The sequence below is a fragment of the Vibrio nigripulchritudo ATCC 27043 genome (assembly GCF_000222685.1).
Taxonomy (GTDB): Bacteria; Pseudomonadota; Gammaproteobacteria; order Enterobacterales; family Vibrionaceae; genus Vibrio; species Vibrio nigripulchritudo.
The window spans coordinates 14934-31875 of record NZ_AFWJ01000124.1 but is presented as its reverse complement, the minus strand read 5'-3'; the positions used below and the strand labels follow the sequence as shown (position 1 = coordinate 31875).

General features: G+C 46.5%; 15 protein-coding genes, 1 tRNA gene and 2 pseudogenes. 10 read left to right on the top strand and 8 right to left on the bottom strand.

What is annotated here, in order from left to right:
* Positions 1–687 (bottom strand): SDR family oxidoreductase, encoded by a 687-nt coding sequence (locus RH89_RS12185; protein WP_004402178.1) that lies wholly within the window; start codon positions 685–687, stop codon positions 1–3.
* Positions 688–995: 308 nt separating this feature from the next.
* On the opposite strand from RH89_RS12185, the gene RH89_RS12180 reads away from it, so the two are divergent.
* The 3 genes from RH89_RS12180 to RH89_RS12170 all read left to right on the top strand — a co-directional run bounded on the left by RH89_RS12180 (position 996) and on the right by RH89_RS12170 (position 3303).
* Positions 996–1922: a histone deacetylase family protein gene (locus RH89_RS12180; protein WP_004402176.1), complete on the top strand. Its 927-nt coding sequence runs from the start codon at positions 996–998 to the stop codon at positions 1920–1922.
* A complete protein-coding gene (locus RH89_RS12175) occupies positions 1922–2410 on the top strand; it encodes an NUDIX domain-containing protein (RefSeq protein WP_004402175.1) in 489 nt (162 codons plus the stop codon). The genes RH89_RS12180 and RH89_RS12175 overlap by 1 nt, the downstream gene beginning before the upstream one ends.
* Positions 2411–2547: 137 nt before the next feature.
* On the top strand, positions 2548–3303 hold the full coding sequence (locus RH89_RS12170) for an IclR family transcriptional regulator (RefSeq protein WP_004402174.1): 756 nt from the start codon (positions 2548–2550) through the stop codon (positions 3301–3303).
* Here the strand turns inward: RH89_RS12170 and serC are convergent.
* Positions 3275–4416 (bottom strand): annotated as a pseudogene (gene serC / locus RH89_RS12165) (3-phosphoserine/phosphohydroxythreonine transaminase). The gene RH89_RS12170 and the pseudogene serC sit on opposite strands and share 29 nt — an antisense overlap.
* Before the next feature lie 198 nt (positions 4417–4614).
* On the opposite strand from serC, the gene RH89_RS12160 reads away from it, so the two are divergent.
* The gene (locus tag RH89_RS12160) at positions 4615–4857 is read left to right on the top strand and encodes a hypothetical protein (protein WP_004402171.1); all 243 of its coding nucleotides are present in this window, start codon (positions 4615–4617) and stop codon (positions 4855–4857) included.
* A 37-nt stretch (positions 4858–4894) separates the two neighbouring features.
* Positions 4895–5584 (top strand): MOSC domain-containing protein, encoded by a 690-nt coding sequence (locus RH89_RS12155; RefSeq protein ID WP_004402170.1) that lies wholly within the window; start codon positions 4895–4897, stop codon positions 5582–5584.
* Between the two features lie 71 nt (positions 5585–5655).
* Here the strand turns inward: RH89_RS12155 and RH89_RS12150 are convergent, their stop codons facing one another.
* Positions 5656–6390 carry a glutamine amidotransferase-related protein gene (locus RH89_RS12150; RefSeq protein WP_004402169.1) on the bottom strand — a complete coding sequence of 245 codons (735 nt, stop codon included), beginning with the start codon at positions 6388–6390 and terminating at the stop codon, positions 5656–5658.
* Between the two features lie 74 nt (positions 6391–6464).
* On the opposite strand from RH89_RS12150, the gene RH89_RS12145 reads away from it, so the two are divergent.
* A complete protein-coding gene (locus RH89_RS12145; protein ID WP_038145722.1) occupies positions 6465–7304 on the top strand; it encodes an AraC family transcriptional regulator in 840 nt (279 codons plus the stop codon).
* Positions 7305–7326: 22 nt separating this feature from the next.
* Here the strand turns inward: RH89_RS12145 and RH89_RS29210 are convergent, their stop codons facing one another.
* A complete protein-coding gene (locus RH89_RS29210) occupies positions 7327–7743 on the bottom strand; it encodes a hypothetical protein (protein WP_174277954.1) in 417 nt (138 codons plus the stop codon).
* 54 nt (positions 7744–7797) lie between these two features.
* A pseudogene (locus RH89_RS12140) lies at positions 7798–8532 on the bottom strand (NUDIX hydrolase); the annotation flags it as partial.
* A 620-nt stretch (positions 8533–9152) separates the two neighbouring features.
* Here RH89_RS12140 and RH89_RS12135 point away from each other — a divergent pair.
* Positions 9153–10343, top strand: a complete 1191-nt coding sequence (locus RH89_RS12135; protein ID WP_004402166.1) for a DUF262 domain-containing protein — start codon at positions 9153–9155, stop codon at positions 10341–10343.
* A complete protein-coding gene (locus RH89_RS12130) occupies positions 10343–11029 on the top strand; it encodes an MAE_28990/MAE_18760 family HEPN-like nuclease (RefSeq protein ID WP_004402165.1) in 687 nt (228 codons plus the stop codon). The genes RH89_RS12135 and RH89_RS12130 overlap by 1 nt, the downstream gene beginning before the upstream one ends.
* On the opposite strand, the gene RH89_RS12125 is transcribed toward RH89_RS12130, so the two are convergent.
* The 3 genes from RH89_RS12125 to RH89_RS12115 all read right to left on the bottom strand — a co-directional run bounded on the left by RH89_RS12125 (position 11026) and on the right by RH89_RS12115 (position 14575).
* Positions 11026–12051 carry a DNA cytosine methyltransferase gene (locus tag RH89_RS12125; RefSeq protein ID WP_004402164.1) on the bottom strand — a complete coding sequence of 342 codons (1026 nt, stop codon included), beginning with the start codon at positions 12049–12051 and terminating at the stop codon, positions 11026–11028. The two genes, RH89_RS12130 and RH89_RS12125, sit on opposite strands and share 4 nt — an antisense overlap.
* Positions 12052–12430: 379 nt before the next feature.
* A tRNA-Ser gene (locus tag RH89_RS12120) sits at positions 12431–12521 on the bottom strand.
* 128 nt (positions 12522–12649) lie between these two features.
* Complete coding sequence (locus RH89_RS12115) at positions 12650–14575, bottom strand: sigma-54-dependent Fis family transcriptional regulator (protein ID WP_004402163.1); 1926 nt, start codon at positions 14573–14575, stop codon at positions 12650–12652.
* Positions 14576–14837: 262 nt separating this feature from the next.
* On the opposite strand from RH89_RS12115, the gene RH89_RS12110 reads away from it, so the two are divergent.
* Positions 14838–15956, top strand: coding sequence for an NAD(+)/NADH kinase (locus RH89_RS12110; RefSeq protein ID WP_004402162.1), 1119 nt, complete (start codon positions 14838–14840; stop codon positions 15954–15956).
* Positions 15949–16932, top strand: a complete 984-nt coding sequence (locus tag RH89_RS12105; RefSeq protein WP_004402161.1) for a thiamine pyrophosphate-dependent dehydrogenase E1 component subunit alpha — start codon at positions 15949–15951, stop codon at positions 16930–16932. The genes RH89_RS12110 and RH89_RS12105 overlap by 8 nt, the downstream gene beginning before the upstream one ends.
* Positions 16933–16942 lie beyond the last annotated feature (10 nt).

Here is a 16942-nt window from a genome sequence, read left to right as displayed (position 1 = left end):
TTACCAAGGAATGGGATTGCCTTGGTAATCGAAGAAGCCACCACTCTTTTCTTCGTCGATGGACGCAATCACCTTCACTAACCCTTCAGCCGATACCTCGGTGGTAATCAAGGCATTTGGTCCACCCATTTCGGTGAGTACCCAACCAGGGTGAACGGCGGCAACCTTAAAACCCTGAGCACTTAAATCGTTGTGCAGGCTTTTTACCACCGAGTTCAATGCGGCTTTTGAAGAGCGATAAATGTACCCGCCTCCGGATGTATTCTCTGCCATACTGCCTACTTTCGACGACACACAGATCACCGTTTTGGCATCGGAATCTTTAAGGTTGTCATACAGCAATTCCACCAGCTTAAGGGGGGCAATGGTGTTGATTTCAATAACTTTACGCCACTCTTCCGGGTCAGTATTACCAAACCCGTAGCCTTTCGGACCGTAGTAGCCTGCGTTGTTGATCAACATATCGACGGTACCTAACTGAGTCGCTAATTCCGATACTGCGTTGTAGTCGGTCACATCCAATAATTGAGCGGTCAGTTGAGGGTTCGCATCGGCAAGTTCAATAAGATCCTGTGCGGTCTCTTTAGAGCGATAGGTGGCGGTAATGGTCCAATTTAATGCTAGGTATTGTTTAACAAGGGCTAAACCAATTCCACGGTTTGCGCCCGTAATGACAACGTGTGACATGAAGACTTCCGATTGAGGTTACTTGAATAGAAGTAGAGTAACGGCAAGCCAGCTACCAAAGCAAATCATGGCGAACAAAATGATGGCCGCGAATGCGCCGCACAATGTTCCTGAGATAAGCATCAGATTTTTAGCCATATTGAACCTCCAATTACCAGTTAAGGTGCATCACTTTAGTTGAATTGCATATGGTTGTAAATGAGAGCTATTATCAATACGGAGTAGGCTAAGTTTCTCTATAAACTTCCTAGAATCTCAATATCACTTGGGTATACAATCTTTCCAAACAATCTCACAACGATTTATTAATGATTCCGGTTATTTATCATCCGATCTATTCAGAGCTTTCTCTTCCACCGAAGCACCGATACCCGATAACCAAATACCGCAGACTGTACGAAAACGTAGTTCAAACACTGGAACACGATGCGCAGTGGCGCGAAGGTCTGTCCTTTGTGGAGCCAACGGCGCTGAGCACCGAGCAAGTATTGGAAGTGCATGATGAAGAGTACATTCAACTGCTGTTTTCTGGCGAAATGCCCGCAGCAAAAATGCGACGAATCGGTTTTCCGTGGAGTGAACAACTGATCACCCGAACTCTAACCTCGGCAGGGGGCACGGTAGAAACCGCGAAACAGGCGATTGAACACGGTATCGCGCTGCATTTGAGTGGAGGTTACCATCATGCGCACAAAGATTTTGGCAGCGGATTTTGCCTGATCAACGATTTGGTTCTGGCGGCGCATGAAGCACTTAAAAACGAGAACATTGATAAAGTCTTAATCGTCGATGCCGATGTCCACCACGGCGATGGAACGGCAACCCTATGTGAAGGCAGAGAGGACATCATCACGCTGTCATTCCATTGTGATAAAAATTTCCCTGCCAGAAAGCCGACGTCGGATATGGATGTGCCACTTGCCCGCGAAATCGGAGACGAGGAATTTCTTTCAAGCTTTAAGCAAGTGGTTGAGATGGCGATCAACATTCATCAACCGGATCTGATCATTTACGATGCGGGTGTGGATATTCATACCGATGATGAACTAGGCTATTTGCAAGTGAGCGCGGAAGGTATTTACCAACGCGACCATTTTATATTTTTAACAGCTAAAAACGCTGGTATTCCCATCGCATCGGTTGTGGGCGGCGGTTATCGAACCGAGCACCAAGACTTGGTTCCCATTCACAGGCAGCTGATTCAAGCCGCCATTAACGTGTTTAAGGATGATTGATGGAACACAGAATCCGAGCTGCAGGCATTCTTATCGAAGATGACAAGATTCTCCTAGTGAGAGTCAAAGACCACACTGGTGTTTATTGGATCCCACCCGGCGGTGGAATGGAAAATGAAGACGCCACTACCAAAGATGCGCTGCGTCGAGAATTTCGTGAAGAGACCAACTTACGAGTAAAAGTGGGCGATTTGATATGTGTGCGAGAGTTTCAGGAGCAGCACCCACTGCGTTATCACGCCGAGTTTTTCTACCTGATTGAAAGCTACGAAGGCGAACCGAGCAAAGAAAACCTTATCGGATTGAACGATCAGGAATACATCCAGGATGTCGAATGGGTAAGGCTAGACACCATCAAAAACCTCAGAGTTTACCCAGCGGAGCTGAAAAGTACCTTGATTGAAGACGCCATTAACAAACGCTTCAGCACCCACCTTGGCAGCTATGTTCAAGGGGAAAACGAATCCAAAAACTGGCTTGAAGCGTAAACTCAAGTTTCGATGCCTCGGTGAATGCCGAGGCTTTTGTTTGCTCTTGCCTTTACACTCAGCGTTGTAAAACGCCCATCTCGCGGTAGTATGTACCTCGTCCAATCCTTCTTTCGAGTACGCCCAGAAGACACACTATGGAAAAGAAAAACCAAGGCATTCAGTCTGTTGAACAAGCGTTCGACATCATCGATTTTTTTGCCGACCAAAAACAGGCGATGTCACTGAGCGATGCCGCAGGGCAGTTGGAGATGTCGAAAAGCAAACTGCACAAATACTTGGCAAGTCTGTTAAGGGTGGGCATAGTAGTGCAAGACGAATCGGGGAATTACCTTCACGGTTCTAAGTTGCTGGAGCTGGGTGCAAAAATTCTTGGCAGAACGGATATTGTGCAAACCTGCGAACCGTTTCTTCATGCACTAAGGCAAAGCAGCCAGCAAGCGGCGGCGTTGGCGGTTTGGACAACTCAAGGGCCGATGATCATACGCTTTCTCGATCACCCGTCCCCTGTATCGGTCAATTTCAAAATTGGTTTTTACGCACCTGTCACCAGCAGTGCCGTGGGACGCTGTTTCGCGGCTAACCTGCCGACATCGGCGTATGAATTTCTCGCTAAGAAAGAGCTGGGCGACAGTTCGCAGCAGTGGCAAGCTTTTACCGAAAGCTGCGAGCAGATTAAAGCCGATTTTGTCTCGGTGCGAGAAGAGGTAAACCCTGTGATCCCCGGTGCCAAAGCCGTCGCCGCCCCTATTTTTGACGCCGTCGGGCAAATGGCAGCCAGCCTGATCCTTATCGGTTTTGACAGCTCTGAAACCGTAGAACAAAGCAGCTTAGATTTGATCTGCAATGCAGCGCGAGACATCTCTAAGCAGTTGGGGTACTTGTCGAACTAACCGCAGAGTGCACACGCTGCGAATGCTCTATTTCAAACGCTTTCATAAACTGGATTAACGCCTCCACTCCTTCATAAGGCATCGCGTTATAGATGGAGGCGCGAATGCCTCCGGTCACTTTGTGCCCCTTCAATCCTTTCAGTCCCGCCTGATGAGCGCGATCTAAAAATCGCTGTTCCGTTTTGGGGCAGGCAATCCGAAACGTCACGTTCATGATTGAGCGGTAATCTGGGTGAATGTCATTGATGTACAAGTCGGATTCATCAATACATCGGTATAAGGCGCTGGCTTTTGCCTGATTTGCGCAAACAGTGCTGACACACCACCTTGCTGTTCTACCCACTTCAACACTTCCCCACACAGATACCAGGCAAAAGTTGGGGGCGTGTTCGCCATGGAAAGCTGTTCAACCTGACGGCGATAGTCCAGAATTTTTGGAATGTTGTGGCGGTCATTCCTGATCAAATCTTTTCTGATAATGGTAATCGTCAGCCCAGAAGGACCAATGTTCTTCTGAGTACCGGCGTAAATTAAACCGTAACGGGAAACATCGATAGGGCGCGAGAGAATCGAAGACGACATATCCGCCACGATGGGCACGTTCGTTTCAGGCAGTGCGTGATATTCGATACCATTGACGGTTTCATTAGGGCAGACAAAGACAAACTGGGCGCTCGGGTCGATGTGCCAGTCTTGCTCTGGTGAAATGGCGCGCAATCCTCCCCGGGTACAGGCGATATCCAGCTTACGAGGCAGGCAAAACTTTTTCGCCTCTTCATAAGCACCGCTTGCCCAGTGCCCGTATACCAGAAAGTCGGCGCGTTGTCGGCTCATTGCTTCTCGCTGGTCGATCAAATTCAATGGCACCGCAGAGAACTGACCACTGCCACCGCCGTGAGAAAACAGCACGTGGTAGTCGTCGGGAATCGACATCAAGGTTCGCAGCCTTGCTTCGGTTTCTTCCCTAATAGTGGCGAACTCATCACTTTGATGGCTGAACTCCATAACTGACATACCCGTTTGCTGCCAGTCCAGTAATTCGCTTTGCGCCTTTAAGAGAACTTCTCTAGGCAGCATCGCCGGTCCCGCCGAGAAACTGTATACCTTTCCCATCTCACTTCTACCTCACAACTTCTCATGTTTCTTATTGGCTAAAAAATGTTCACTCGTTTCTTAAAATCGTTAGTTGTACACTATTGGTGAATAACGTATCCTAATATTAAATGTTGAGCAATAGCATACTAAGAGAATTCTTAACCGTAAGCTCAACCCTTTGAGAACACGGCTTTTTGGTAAGAAGCAGGAGAAGCAATGAGATATCGCGTGGACATTTCCCAAAACAACACGACGCTTTTTTCCATTCACATCGAAGCGTTAAGTCAGGCTGCCAGTAAGGAAAAGCTCGAAATAGCGCTGGAAGCGTTCCCCGTGACAGCCGGGTTTGAGCGACAGGTATTCGTATCCGACAGTGAAGAAAGAATCTTAAAAAGCACGAATTCGCGCATTGAGGTGCTGGCGATCAATCCGGTATATCAGCCGTTAGGTTCAATGTAATTTCGTATTCGCCAGTGAATGGATGGAGGGAAGGAGCATGCGCAAAGTAGGAACGGTCACATCGCTGCTGACGGGTAAGGTCAGTTCAATAACACAGGGTGTTACCAGCGGCATAGACAAACACCCTGTGGATACTCGTCATTGGGTCAATCTTCAGGGGTTAGTTGGCGATGAACAAGCCGACAAGCGTTATCACGGCGGAGTGGAGAAAGCGCTTCACGCCTATGCCAGCGAACATTACGACCGCTGGGTAGCCAAACTGGGTGATGCACCTATGTTTCATCGAGTTGGTGTGTTTGGTGAAAACCTGAGTACTCAGGGGCTGGATGAAAATTCCGTTTGTCTGGGTGACGTTTACCAGATAGGTGAGTGCTTAGTTCAGGTTTCTCAGGGAAGAATGCCTTGCTGGAAACTCAATATCCGTTTCGGTCGCCCTGATATGTCTCTTCTGCTTCAGGAAACGTTATGGACAGGGTGGTATTTTCGAATCCTGCGCGAGGGCAATATTGGCGCGGGGGACGACATCTGTTTATGTGAGCGACCTTTCCCAGAATGGCCGATATCCAGAGTCACGGGCTTGATTTTTACTGGTTGTCTGGAGCAGGAAAAGCTTAAGTTGTTGCTGAATGCTCCTTTGGTGGATTCATGGAGAAAGCTGGTGGAACGCCGTTTATCAACCGGAAAACTCGAAGACTGGAGCTATCGGCTTTACGGAGAACCAAGGTAAGAATGGCAGAAGTACGGGCGCCTCGCACTGCTGTGATGTCAGAGTGTTACTGTTATGGGCTTAATGGGGAATCAACCTTGTTCCGCTTTTGTTGCTTGGTACAGTGCTACAAGCCCATCTAAGAACTGCCCCAGTAAGGCGTTCATATGTTGAGTGGGCATGGCTTTGATCTCGCTTGGGGATTGCACGAATGGTTTGTCTTTCAGCGAGGTCAGATCCTTCTGGCTGTTTTCAATCAGCGCTTCAAACTGCTCCGGCACAAATTCTAGATGGCATTGAAATCCAAACACCAGATCGCCATAGCGAACAATTTGTCTTGGGCAACCTTGGCTTGCAGCAAGCACTTTCGCATCGGCGGTCAGCCCCGGCATATCGCCATGCCAGTGTCCGACCTGTTCTTCTAGGCTAAAGCCAGCCAGTAAAGGGTCTTTAATACCTTCAGGGGTGAGTTGAATAGTGAAGCTGCCGATTTCGGGTTCTGGGCTGGTTTGATGTTTTGCTCCCAACGCTTCGCCAATTAACTGCGCCCCCAAACATACGCCCACCACAGGCTTGCCTGATTCAATGGTGTGTAGGATAAGCGAACGCTCTTTTTGAGCATCAAAGTAGGGGCATTCTTGGGTTGTGGTAGCGGGGGATTGCGGACCGCCAAGTACTACCAGTAAATCGAACTCGTCGCTGTTGCTGGGTAGCGCGACGCCAAGGTAACGTTTGGAATATTGAGTGGTAAATCGGTTGTTTTTGGCCCACGTTCCGAAGTAGCCTTCACTTTCAAAATATTCGTGGATGATAAAATGCACTTTCATAGATTGTCTCCTTTAAGTTACAGGACAATCTTAGTGGTGGAAGACCAAAGCTGATAAGGATAGCCAGACACATGATGACGCCAACCCGACAAGACGTTTCCATTAACCAAGTCATAAAGGTTCGGCAGCACAGTGTGGCACTGTTCAAACGCATCTCAATGGAAAAAGGTTACGTGGATGCATGGCATGGTCACGACTGGCATCAGGTGATTTTTCCGCTAAAAGGCTTACTGCAAACCCAAACCGAACACGCCCGATTTCTGGTTCCGCACACCTCTATTTTGTTTGTGCCAGCAGGGGTAGAGCACGAATCCATAGCACTTAGCGACACCCAGTTTATTGGTATTTACCTCAACCCTGCGCGGCTAAACCCAGAACATTCAGAGTCAGATATAAGATGCCCAACCGAGGTTCAGGCAGTGTCGCTTTCTCCGTTCTTACGCCACTTACTGCTTGAGATAGAGCGTTTTTGTGAGAAACCAGAATCAGACTCCATACTGCGCAATTTGGTTGCGGTATTAAACGACCAATTTTCGCTAGGAGAGCCCTTTCAGTTTAAAACGATGCTACCAAGAGACAGACGGCTTAAAACAATATTTGAACGCCTAAGCGAAGCGCCAGCGCAAAACCAGACACTGGCAGAGTGGGGGGAAGAAGTTGGCGCATCGGAAAGAACCTTATCTCGCTTGTTCGCCAGCGAATTCAGTATGTCGTTTGCCTTATGGCGTCAGCACATCCGAATGGTGCATTCCCTTGCGCTGCTGGATAACGATCTGCCTATCCAAGCAGTCGCGAGCCAAATCGGGTACGAGAACGACTCTTCCTACATCAAAACCTTTAAAGGCATGTTTGGCATTACCCCCAATCAATACAAAAAGCGCGTATTGGATGACGATCCGCTATTTACCGAGTAAGCGCCCGCTATTTCGCCTCTCCTTATTTCACTTGTGCAAATTTCAAGTAAGAATGCAGCTCGCCGTTTTTGTGCTCAACCGCAGAGTGAACATTGTGATCCTGATTACCGACAATGGTGAACTGATAGGTGTTATCGCCCTTGGTAATACTGACTTCTAATAACCCATGTTCCAGCCGCCATGTGCCTTGGGTTTGGAAACGGTCGAACAATCGAAACTCGTCTAACGTGCCGTTTTCATGGAACATCACCTCGGTAATGTAACCGCCAATACAGGTTTTTATCCAGCGGGTATTCACCACATCTTGACTCGTGAAACCACGCTTCGATTCAAGCCAGTTTTGGAATGGTTCGCTGTTCAGGGCATCGGAATTGATTTCAGGCTGCTCAACCAGCTCTCCTTGGACTTCACGGATAAACAGCTGCTGCAAAACGGGCATCAGGTTCAATGCTGGCTCGGAATTCAACGACAGCGGTGAATGAACCGCACTGCTGGTTTGAGCAAAGAAAGTCTCTTGTTTTTTGTGCCTGCCAGTATTGCCTGCCAATTCCACCAGTGCCAATCCGTCTTGATTGAGCAGCGCTGCGACCATTTGGCGATTAAACGGGTAGCTGACTTCATCTTGCAAAAAATCATTCACCGGAACCCATTTCGCTTCGGCAATTTCATCGACATCCTGAATGTTGATGGTTTCATCCGTCGCTGTTAGTTTGCAGACGATGTACATATTCGATTTACCAAACTGAAATGGGTGCTTGGTGGTGATACCCAAAATGGACTCAAATTCTGCCGTCACCCCTGTTTCTTCCCACACTTCTCGCACCACCGATTCACCAATAGGCTCACCCAGTTCCACATGCCCGCCGGGCAGTTTGTAACCCTGCATGCCGTGTTCTTTGATCAGCAAAATCTCTTGCTGGTCGTTTTGAATCAGCGCCCCAGCACCTACGGTGTGGGTAGGAATAAACGGCACAAAAGTATCAGGCTTCGGTTTGTGAATAAGGGTTATAGTGCGTTCTTCACTGTTGTGAAAGGTAAAACCCTGCGCTGTCGCTTCGCCAATAAGGTGGGATTGCTCAATGGGTAAGGTTAACCAAATCAGGTTTTTGCGGTTATCTGTGGCATAGCCAAGTACCTCGCGCAGCTCACTGGCAAACACGGCATTGCTATTAGGAACATTTTCGGCAGAAAGGATGATGCCATTGAAGTTATCGAGCTCGAAGTCCAAAGAATTTCCTTATTGAGGCAGACGTTATTATTGATATAACTCTAAAGTGCCTGAAATGGGAGAGAAATCCTAGAGGGGAGAGTGAAATTTGGAATCAATAGGGATGTGCAAATTGAACAACTTACTTGAGTTTTATTTTTATTAATATCATATGCTTATATTACTTTTTAGATTTAGTCTATTATTGCTATTCATTTCACTTACCTAGTAGAAATGTAGGTCATGGTTATTTAAAATGTTAATGGCTACTCAAAACTGAAATGAAACCTGCTTAGCTTGGTTGAAAATTGGTCATTTTGAGTGTTCTTTAATTGGAACTCATGAATAATTCAAAAGATATTGATATTTGAGTTTAGTATGGAGCTTATTATTTAACCACGAGGTGCGGAAGGTAATAAAAAGTTCAGACTTAAACATGTTAAAGCCCCATAGTTGGTAGGGGATTTTAGGTGTTAAGAACGTGGTGTCAACCTAAATAGGTTAACTACTATACGTTGCCTAGGTCTCAATAGGTCGAGAATGTAAGAAAGTCGCAATCACTTTTTTTTGATGCGTATACCTAAACACAATTGTGAACAACCCCATGGTTGTCAAACTAACTAAAATCGTAAGTTGGAAAAATGGCTAGAGAATTACCAGAACTACTTAAACTTAAAAAACGGTTGGATTCAGAAACTGATTCGATAAGAAAAATTGAGATTACCTCTCAAATCAAAGTCCTTCAAGATAAGGCTGAAGCGAGGATTCGGACGCTTGGGCGAGACATCATATACAACGTCAAAGATTGGGACATCACTACTATAATTCAGAAGTATGGAGATGGTCTAAAAGAGGATGAGAATGAATTATTTATTCCTGATTATCAGCGAGATTATAAATGGGATGAAAATAACAATAAGATTGGGTCAAGATTTATAGAGTCACTTTTACTTGGCTTTCCAATCCCATACTTATACATCTCGGATGTTAATGATGAAGATCCTGAGAAAGATGGTCGTGTTGAGATTATTGATGGCTCTCAGCGTATAAGAACTCTTTATTACTTTGTTAACAATAAATTCCACTTAGAACAACTTAAGGAACTGAAAGAACTTGAGGGGTTCTGTTTTGAAGATTTCCCTAAAGCTAGACAACGCCGATTATTGAGAACTTCTCTCCGCTTTGTTGAACTTATCGGTGAAGTATCTGAAAGTAATAGGCGTGATCTATTTGAGCGCATTAACTCTGGTGTCAAACCCCTCGAGAGCATGGAGGTTCGACACGGTTCAGAAGACGCAGCTAAGCCATTCTACACTGATGTGTTAGAAAACTTAGCGACGAGTGAACTATTTGCAAAACTTGCTCCATTATCCGACAAGAAAAAAGCAAACAGAGATCACCTAGAGTTGGTCTTACGCTATTTTGCTTATTCGTACGATTTGGATAATTACAAAGGTACTGTAAAACCATTTTTAGACGCATACTTGACGAAAGTTAGTAACGCAACAGAAACTCATTCTGAAGACCGATTACTAGAGTATAAGAATGAGTTTAAACGTGTTCTTGATTTCGTTGATCAGTACTTTGGAAATATGGGATTCAAGAAAACAATCACAAGTAAAACTACTACTAGAGCTCGTTATGAAGCTATTGCAGTTGGTGTTGGTAATGCACTTAAAGAAGTCCCGGATTTGGAACCCGCAGTACCAGTCTCTGAATGGATCCTTTCTGATGAGTTCCAAGCAGTTGTAGGTGCTGACAGTGCTAATAATACAACACAGCTATTAGCTAGAATTAATTTCGTAAAAAATAAGCTACTTATAGGTGAGTAATGAGTAGTTTAACACGAGATGAATTTGATCTTCGCCAAGAAGATATCGATCTATTTAATGAGTTACTTGATGCTTTGAATAAAGGTCGCTGCCTTGATGTTTTAGACGAAAGAACAGGTGAAATCTGTAAGTTGGATTATTCAGAAAGATTAATACATGTTCTAAACTCTGTTGTTTACCTACTTACTTACAATCAGATAGAGGCCTCTATGCGTGGTTGTATTGAAGAGCTGTATGATGACATTACTGATGCCGGGGTGGGATATGATGATCTGAAAGAGACCATAAAGACTGAAATTTTACGGGGTCTGCTGAGGAACTTCGAATCAGGTTCAAAATTGAAAGAAAATCTTCCAGACGGACCTTTAAGCCTATCTGCCCCGTCAACATCTCTCAACGTCCGAAAAATATTCAACGGGAACATCAAGTTAGAAAATATTAGGGAAATCTTAAGTAAATATGATGTAAGTACAGTCTTCCCGTCAACTTGTCGAGATGGTCAAGATATCGACAAGTTTAAGTACGCTAGAAATAACTTAGCTCATGGTGTGTTTACTTTTTCTGATTATGGAAGTAAAAACACTAGTAGTGACATCATAGATATGAGTGAACGGGCCTCAATTTATGTCAAAACTGTAGTTGATTCGTTTGAACAATACACCTTCAAGAGAGAGTACAAGGCTTAAACTAGCCCCTTCAATATTGATACGCCGATGACTTCACCTAGCTTTACTGGTACAGCATTTCCAATCATTCTGCCAAGTGTAGATAAGCTCGGCGTTTCATTTTCAGGTGTAAATTGGTAGTTTGGAGGAAATGTTTGAAAGATAGCCGCCTCTCTCAAGGATATCGCTCTATTCTGAGTTGGGTGTCCAAAACGACCATTGCCATATCCAAAACATTGAGTTGTCATCGTTGGGCTTGGGGCATCGTATGACATTCTAGCGTACACACTCTTATAAGTAGAGCCAGTTGATTTTCTGTGGCAAGGTGCTCTAAGTTCTTCTGGCCAGTCCATCCATGTTCCGCCTTGTCGTGATGCTTTCATTCGTTTCATATTGATTTCGGATAGACTTGCGCATCTATGTAAAGGATCGCTTTTGCTTTGTTTGCCAGCTTGCAATCGAGGGAGCTTGGATATTGCATCCCGCACAGTAATATACTCGCATTTTTTGTGTGTTGCAGGTATTAGTTCGATTAATTCAATCCTAGACGCTAGCAATACATGGCGCTTACGCTCTTGAGGCATTCCGTAGTCCGGACAAAAGACTTTTTGAGCTGATACATGATATCCCAGTTCCTTTAACTCTTGGACAAAATCGTCGTATACCGAGTGTCGTACTACGTCGGGTACATTTTCCATTGTTACAAAATCAGGAAGGGTATCCTTTATCAATCTTGCAAAGTGATATAAGAGCGGCCATTTTTTATCCTTAGTGGCGTCTTTACCTACATTATATCTTGAAAATGGTTGACATGGAGCACAGCCAGCTAAGAGGGTGTATTTCGCGTTTTCAAAGTGCTCAAAAATTTCTTCTTTGGATACTAAGGCAACGTCTTTTTGTATAAAAATTGATTCGTTATTCTGTTCATATGCGAAGCGACATGATTCTTCAATATCATAACCAGCGACTACGTCTATCCCTGCTTGCTCTAAGCCATGAGTTAGTCCACCAGCCCCACAAAATAAATCAACAGCTTTAATCATTTAATCCAACTACCTAAAAAACTGGTTGGGGAGTATATCAGAAAATTAAAAAATGTATGTGCGCCGAATACTCGATTTTTTCTTTAACTTGGCGTAACGTTGTTGCAGTTTAACGCGAAGAAAATGATTGTTAGTGATTATGTATTACTACATTACCCTAACACACTCAAAAGTATATATTCAGTATGTATATAAAAACAGTTATTAAGTTTAGAAACCTTAGTTATGTTGAGTATCAGGACTTTAAAGTTCTACTCTCTAGAGTCCGACTATTATAGACGCTTGGTTGCAACAAATTGAAATCCTCAGTGAGAAAGTTTCTTGAATGTTAATTCAAAAACAAAAAAAGCCGCTGAAAAATCAGCGGCTTTTTAGAATGTGGCGGAGAGATAGGGATTTGAACCCTAGATACGCTATTAACGTATGCCGGTTTTCAAGACCGGTGCTTTCAACCACTCAGCCATCTCTCCGTTGTTGAGGCGCATATTAGCTAGGGTTGGAAACCTTGTAAACCCCTAAGTGGTTTGTTTGATTGAAAAAACGTCAAAACCATCAAAAAAGAAGTTCGGCTGGTTGAGTGGCGATCAGTTTGTGGGTTTTATCGCCGGTTGGGTGGGATCAATCCACAGCGTTTCATTCGTCTGTGTACCGTGCTGCGGTTAACCCCCAAGTAGTTGGCCGCTGCGGTAATGTTCCAGTTCAGGTTATTCAGCAGGGTTTCAAGTTGGGTATCCACGGGCAGGGTGGGCGCGTCCTGTTGGTATTTCGAGAACGAGTCGGGCAGGTGCTCTGGGTGAATCTTTTCCCCTTGGCTGAATGCCAGCGCAAACTGCAATACATTACTCAGCTCGCGAATGTTTCCCGGCCAGTAATGCTTGTTCAGCAGTTGAGTGGTGCCCTGGCTGATGGGCACGGGCTGGTCGGCGTATTCCAACAACAGTTTGCTCGATAGCCATTTAATATCCTTTCTTACCCGCAGGGGCGGCATCTCTAATTTGGCACCGGAAATGCGGTAGTACAAATCCTCTCGGAATCGCCCTTGCTTCACTAAGTCTTCAAGGTTTTGGTGCGATGCCGCCAATACCCGAAAGGTAACGGGAACGGGGGTGTGCCCGCCCACAGGGGTCACTTCTTTCTCGGCAATCACGCGCAGCAATCGGGCTTGCAAGGCGAGGGGCATGTCGCCAATTTCATCCAAAAACAACGTGCCTCCATTGGCGCGTTCGATTAACCCTTTTTTGCCCTTTCGGTCTGCGCCCGTAAACGAGCCAGCGGTGTAGCCGAACAGCTCGCTTTCAATCAGGCTTTCTGGAATCGCCGCACAGTTTATCGCCACAAAAGGACGCTTGCCTCTTGAAGCGTCGTGGATCGCTTTGGCAAGGTACTCTTTGCCTGCACCCGTTTCGCCCGAGATCAAAATCGAGATAGAGGAATTGGCAAGGGTTGAAGCCTTTTCTGCCATCGATTTCATGATCGGGTCGCGAAAGAACAGCCTTTCAAGCGGTTTGGCGATGGGGCGTTCTGTAGGAACGGATTTGGGTGTGACCGGAACGGGTTCAATCGCCTGAATGTAGAGCAAGTCACCCGATTGGGTAGTAACGGCAACCGGATTGGGGCAGTAGCGCCTTGAGTATTTCGGCAGGTCATTGATGTCCAAGTCCAGCAGGCTATCTAATGGCACACCGCCGAGTTGATGGGCGTTTAACGGATTGGCTGTGGCGGAATACCCTTTCATTAATATGCCGTAAGCCGAATGGGTTAAACCCACAATTTGACCGTCGTCATTCACCGCGAGGGCGCAATCTGGGTCGAGTTCTAAAAACTCGGGGGTTTTACTCAGCTTCAGTACCCACTGGTGGCGAAAACTGGTGAGCAAGGTGGTCATCTCGATACGTTTGGTGACGTTGCGAATCAACTGCAATGAAAGCCACTGGCTGCTTTTTGGCTCGGGCGAGTGTAGGGCTGAAATGTCCAACACCGCAGCGAGGTGCCCATCCACACCATAAATGGGGGAAGCGCTGCACGTAAGCTGCCCGTGCGTGGCATCGAAGTGGTCGGTCTGGTGAACCGTAATTGACTGACCAGTGTAAATACAAGACCCAACGCCACAGGTGCCTGCCCGTTCTTCCGACCAAGACGACCCCAAATACAACCCGGCAGATTTCAGCTCACTCTGTTGAGAAGTGTTGCCAATGTAATCGACGGTGACGCCTTCGTGATCGGTCAGGAGCAGCACGTAGTTCTGCCCCGATATCTGCTTGTACAGCATTTCTAGGGCATGGCGAGCAGTGTGAATTAATCGATCGGTTCGTTCCTGATGAAGTTTGAGCTCATAGCCGGGCAGTATGTAGGCTTCTTTTAAGCTTGAAGGCTCCAGACGGTGGGTTTCGACGCAGCGCTTCCATGAATTGAGGATCATGTGGTCGCGCTCTACCTCGTTTCCGCTTACGGCACTTTCTACCTCCTGAATGTGAGAGCGGATAAAAGTGCTGTTTCTGATCGCTTTGGTTTCTGAACTTCTCATGACCGATTCCTTTCGGTTTAGTGAATTAAGATCTAGCACTGAAGGGATTCGATTGCACCTTTGAACAGCGTCGAAATCGGCAGTTTTTCCAGTTTCTCAACCTTGAAACGCCCTCATGCAACACCTGTTGCAGCACCACGTGGCGGTGCTACAAACTTTTTTCTCGGGTTTTAAGATTATTCATAAAAATCATGTAGATAAGTTTATTTCAAAGTCGGCATCTCGCTTGCTATATTGATGAGAGCCATCAAGGAGAGATGTTGTGAATCAAGGTGTTGTTGGCATGATTGCCAATCCCGTATCGGCGAGAGACATAAGACGTGTCGTCGCGGCTTCCGGAAGCCTGACGCTGAATGATCGCGTGAGTATCGTATTGAAAATACTGTCCGGTTTGAAAGCTGGCGGCGTGCATCAGGTGTGGATGATGCCCGATAAAACCGGGCTGTCGGACATGGTGCAGCGAGAGGTGGATCGCGGGCAAGCTGCTTTAGCTAAACCAGCCAGATCTAGACAAGCTGGATCTAAAAAAATGAGAGAGCAACAAGGCTTTCCGGAACTCAAATTACTGCCTATCCCGATAACTGGAACCGAGCAAGACACCATCAATGCGGCACGTGAGTGCGAAGATTTTAAGGTTAGCACAATAGTGGTGCTAGGTGGAGATGGAACGCATCGGCTGGTGGTGAAACATGCCAGAAACACACCCATTACCGGTTATTCCACGGGCACCAATAACGCCTTTCCCGAAACCATAGAGCCGAGCTTGATTGGCTTGGCGACGGCACTGTACGCCAGTGGTCAAATCCCGAAAGAGACTGCGCTTTCGCCCAATAAGCTTTTGCGGCTTCGTATTCAAGAGAAATCTCAATCTGGCGCAGAAGGCAAAACTGTACCAATAGAAGACATCGCGCTGGTGGATGTGGCGATCACCTCTGATCGATTTGTCGGCAGCAAAGCCGTGTGGCAACCGGATACGCTACGCGCGGTATACGTGACCTTTGCGTCTGCCATGCAGGTTGGGCTTTCTTCGATCATTGGTTTGAGTGCAACCGTTGAACGCACTGAACCGTGCGGGCGGTTTGCCGAATTATCAGGTGATGCGAACGCATCTTGTCTGACCGTGCCACTGATCCCCGGTGCGTTTTTGCCCGTTGCGATTCAAACCCTTTCAACTCTGAACCCGAATCAGCCCGTCACCGTTGACTATGGCAGCGTCGCCATTGCTTTGGATGGCGAGAGAGAACACATCGTCGAAGCGCAAGACGATGTGACCCTCGAACTTATTCCTAATGCTTTTTTTACCATCAATGTAGAAGCCTGCATGAACGCATGCGCTGCAAGGATGCTTTTGCGTAATCAACAAGGAGAATGTGATGCCTAGTATCAGCGAATCACTGAGCAAAGAGAAATTGCTCGACGCTTATCGAATGATGAAAACCATTCGAGAGTTTGAAGAACGTCTGCATGTGGACTTTTCGCGGGGTGACATCCCGGGATTTGTCCACTTGTACGCGGGGGAGGAGTCGGTCGCAGTGGGGATCATGATGCATCTTCACGATAAAGACCGAATTGCGTCTACCCATCGTGGGCACGGGCACTGTATCGCCAAAGGGGTAGATGTACACGCCATGATGGCGGAGATCTACGGAAAAGAAACGGGTGCATGCAAAGGGAAAGGCGGTTCCATGCATATTGCCGACCTATCAAAAGGCATGATGGGAGCTAACGGGATCTTGGGCGCAGGGTCGCCTTTAGTATGTGGTGCTGGTTTGGCTGCGAAACATTTAGGTCACGACGGTGTGGGCATCAGCTTTACCGGCGATGGTGCATCCAACCAAGGTATGTTTTTAGAAAGCTTAAACCTGGCTGCGATTTGGGAGTTACCAGTCATTTTCATCATTGAAAATAACGGTTATGCCGAGTCGACTGCGGTGGATTGGGCGGTGGCGTCTAAATCTTACATCGATCGGGCAACAGGGTTTGGTTTACCGGGTATTAGCGTAGATGGCACCGACTTCTTCGCGGTATATGAAGCGGCAGGCGAAATCATTCAGAAAGCCAGAAACAGCGAAGGTCCATCGCTAATGGAGTGCAAAACCGTTCGCTTCTATGGGCACTTTGAAGGGGACGCGCAAACCTATCGCCCTAAAGGAGAGGTTGAAGATTTGCGGGAAAATCATGACTGCATCAAGAAATTTAAAGCGCAGGTACTCAAAGCTGGTTTAGTAGAAGAAAGCGATTTTTCTGCCATTGATAGCGAAGTGTTGGCGCTGATTGATGATGCGGTTCAGCAAGCGAAAGATGCACCTGAACCGTCGCCAGATGCGCTGCACCGCGATGTTTACGTGAGCTACTAATCGAATTCAA

What these genes read in the sequence shown, in the direction of transcription:
- RH89_RS12175 (WP_004402175.1), top strand. Translation starts at nt 1,922, where the DNA reads ATGGAACACAGAATCCGAGCTGCAGGCATTCTTATCGAAGATGACAAG.
- RH89_RS12160 (WP_004402171.1), top strand. Translation starts at nt 4,615, where the DNA reads ATGAGATATCGCGTGGACATTTCCCAAAACAACACGACGCTTTTTTCC.
- RH89_RS12180 (WP_004402176.1), top strand. Translation starts at nt 996, where the DNA reads ATGATTCCGGTTATTTATCATCCGATCTATTCAGAGCTTTCTCTTCCA.
- RH89_RS12125 (WP_004402164.1), bottom strand. Translation starts at nt 12,051, where the DNA reads ATGATTAAAGCTGTTGATTTATTTTGTGGGGCTGGTGGACTAACTCAT.
- RH89_RS12185 (WP_004402178.1), bottom strand. Translation starts at nt 687, where the DNA reads ATGTCACACGTTGTCATTACGGGCGCAAACCGTGGAATTGGTTTAGCC.
- RH89_RS12115 (WP_004402163.1), bottom strand. Translation starts at nt 14,575, where the DNA reads ATGAGAAGTTCAGAAACCAAAGCGATCAGAAACAGCACTTTTATCCGC.
- RH89_RS12135 (WP_004402166.1), top strand. Translation starts at nt 9,153, where the DNA reads ATGGCTAGAGAATTACCAGAACTACTTAAACTTAAAAAACGGTTGGAT.
- RH89_RS12170 (WP_004402174.1), top strand. Translation starts at nt 2,548, where the DNA reads ATGGAAAAGAAAAACCAAGGCATTCAGTCTGTTGAACAAGCGTTCGAC.
- RH89_RS12105 (WP_004402161.1), top strand. Translation starts at nt 15,949, where the DNA reads ATGCCTAGTATCAGCGAATCACTGAGCAAAGAGAAATTGCTCGACGCT.
- RH89_RS12130 (WP_004402165.1), top strand. Translation starts at nt 10,343, where the DNA reads ATGAGTAGTTTAACACGAGATGAATTTGATCTTCGCCAAGAAGATATC.
- RH89_RS12155 (WP_004402170.1), top strand. Translation starts at nt 4,895, where the DNA reads ATGCGCAAAGTAGGAACGGTCACATCGCTGCTGACGGGTAAGGTCAGT.
- RH89_RS12145 (WP_038145722.1), top strand. Translation starts at nt 6,465, where the DNA reads ATGACGCCAACCCGACAAGACGTTTCCATTAACCAAGTCATAAAGGTT.
- RH89_RS12150 (WP_004402169.1), bottom strand. Translation starts at nt 6,390, where the DNA reads ATGAAAGTGCATTTTATCATCCACGAATATTTTGAAAGTGAAGGCTAC.
- RH89_RS29210 (WP_174277954.1), bottom strand. Translation starts at nt 7,743, where the DNA reads ATGCCCGTTTTGCAGCAGCTGTTTATCCGTGAAGTCCAAGGAGAGCTG.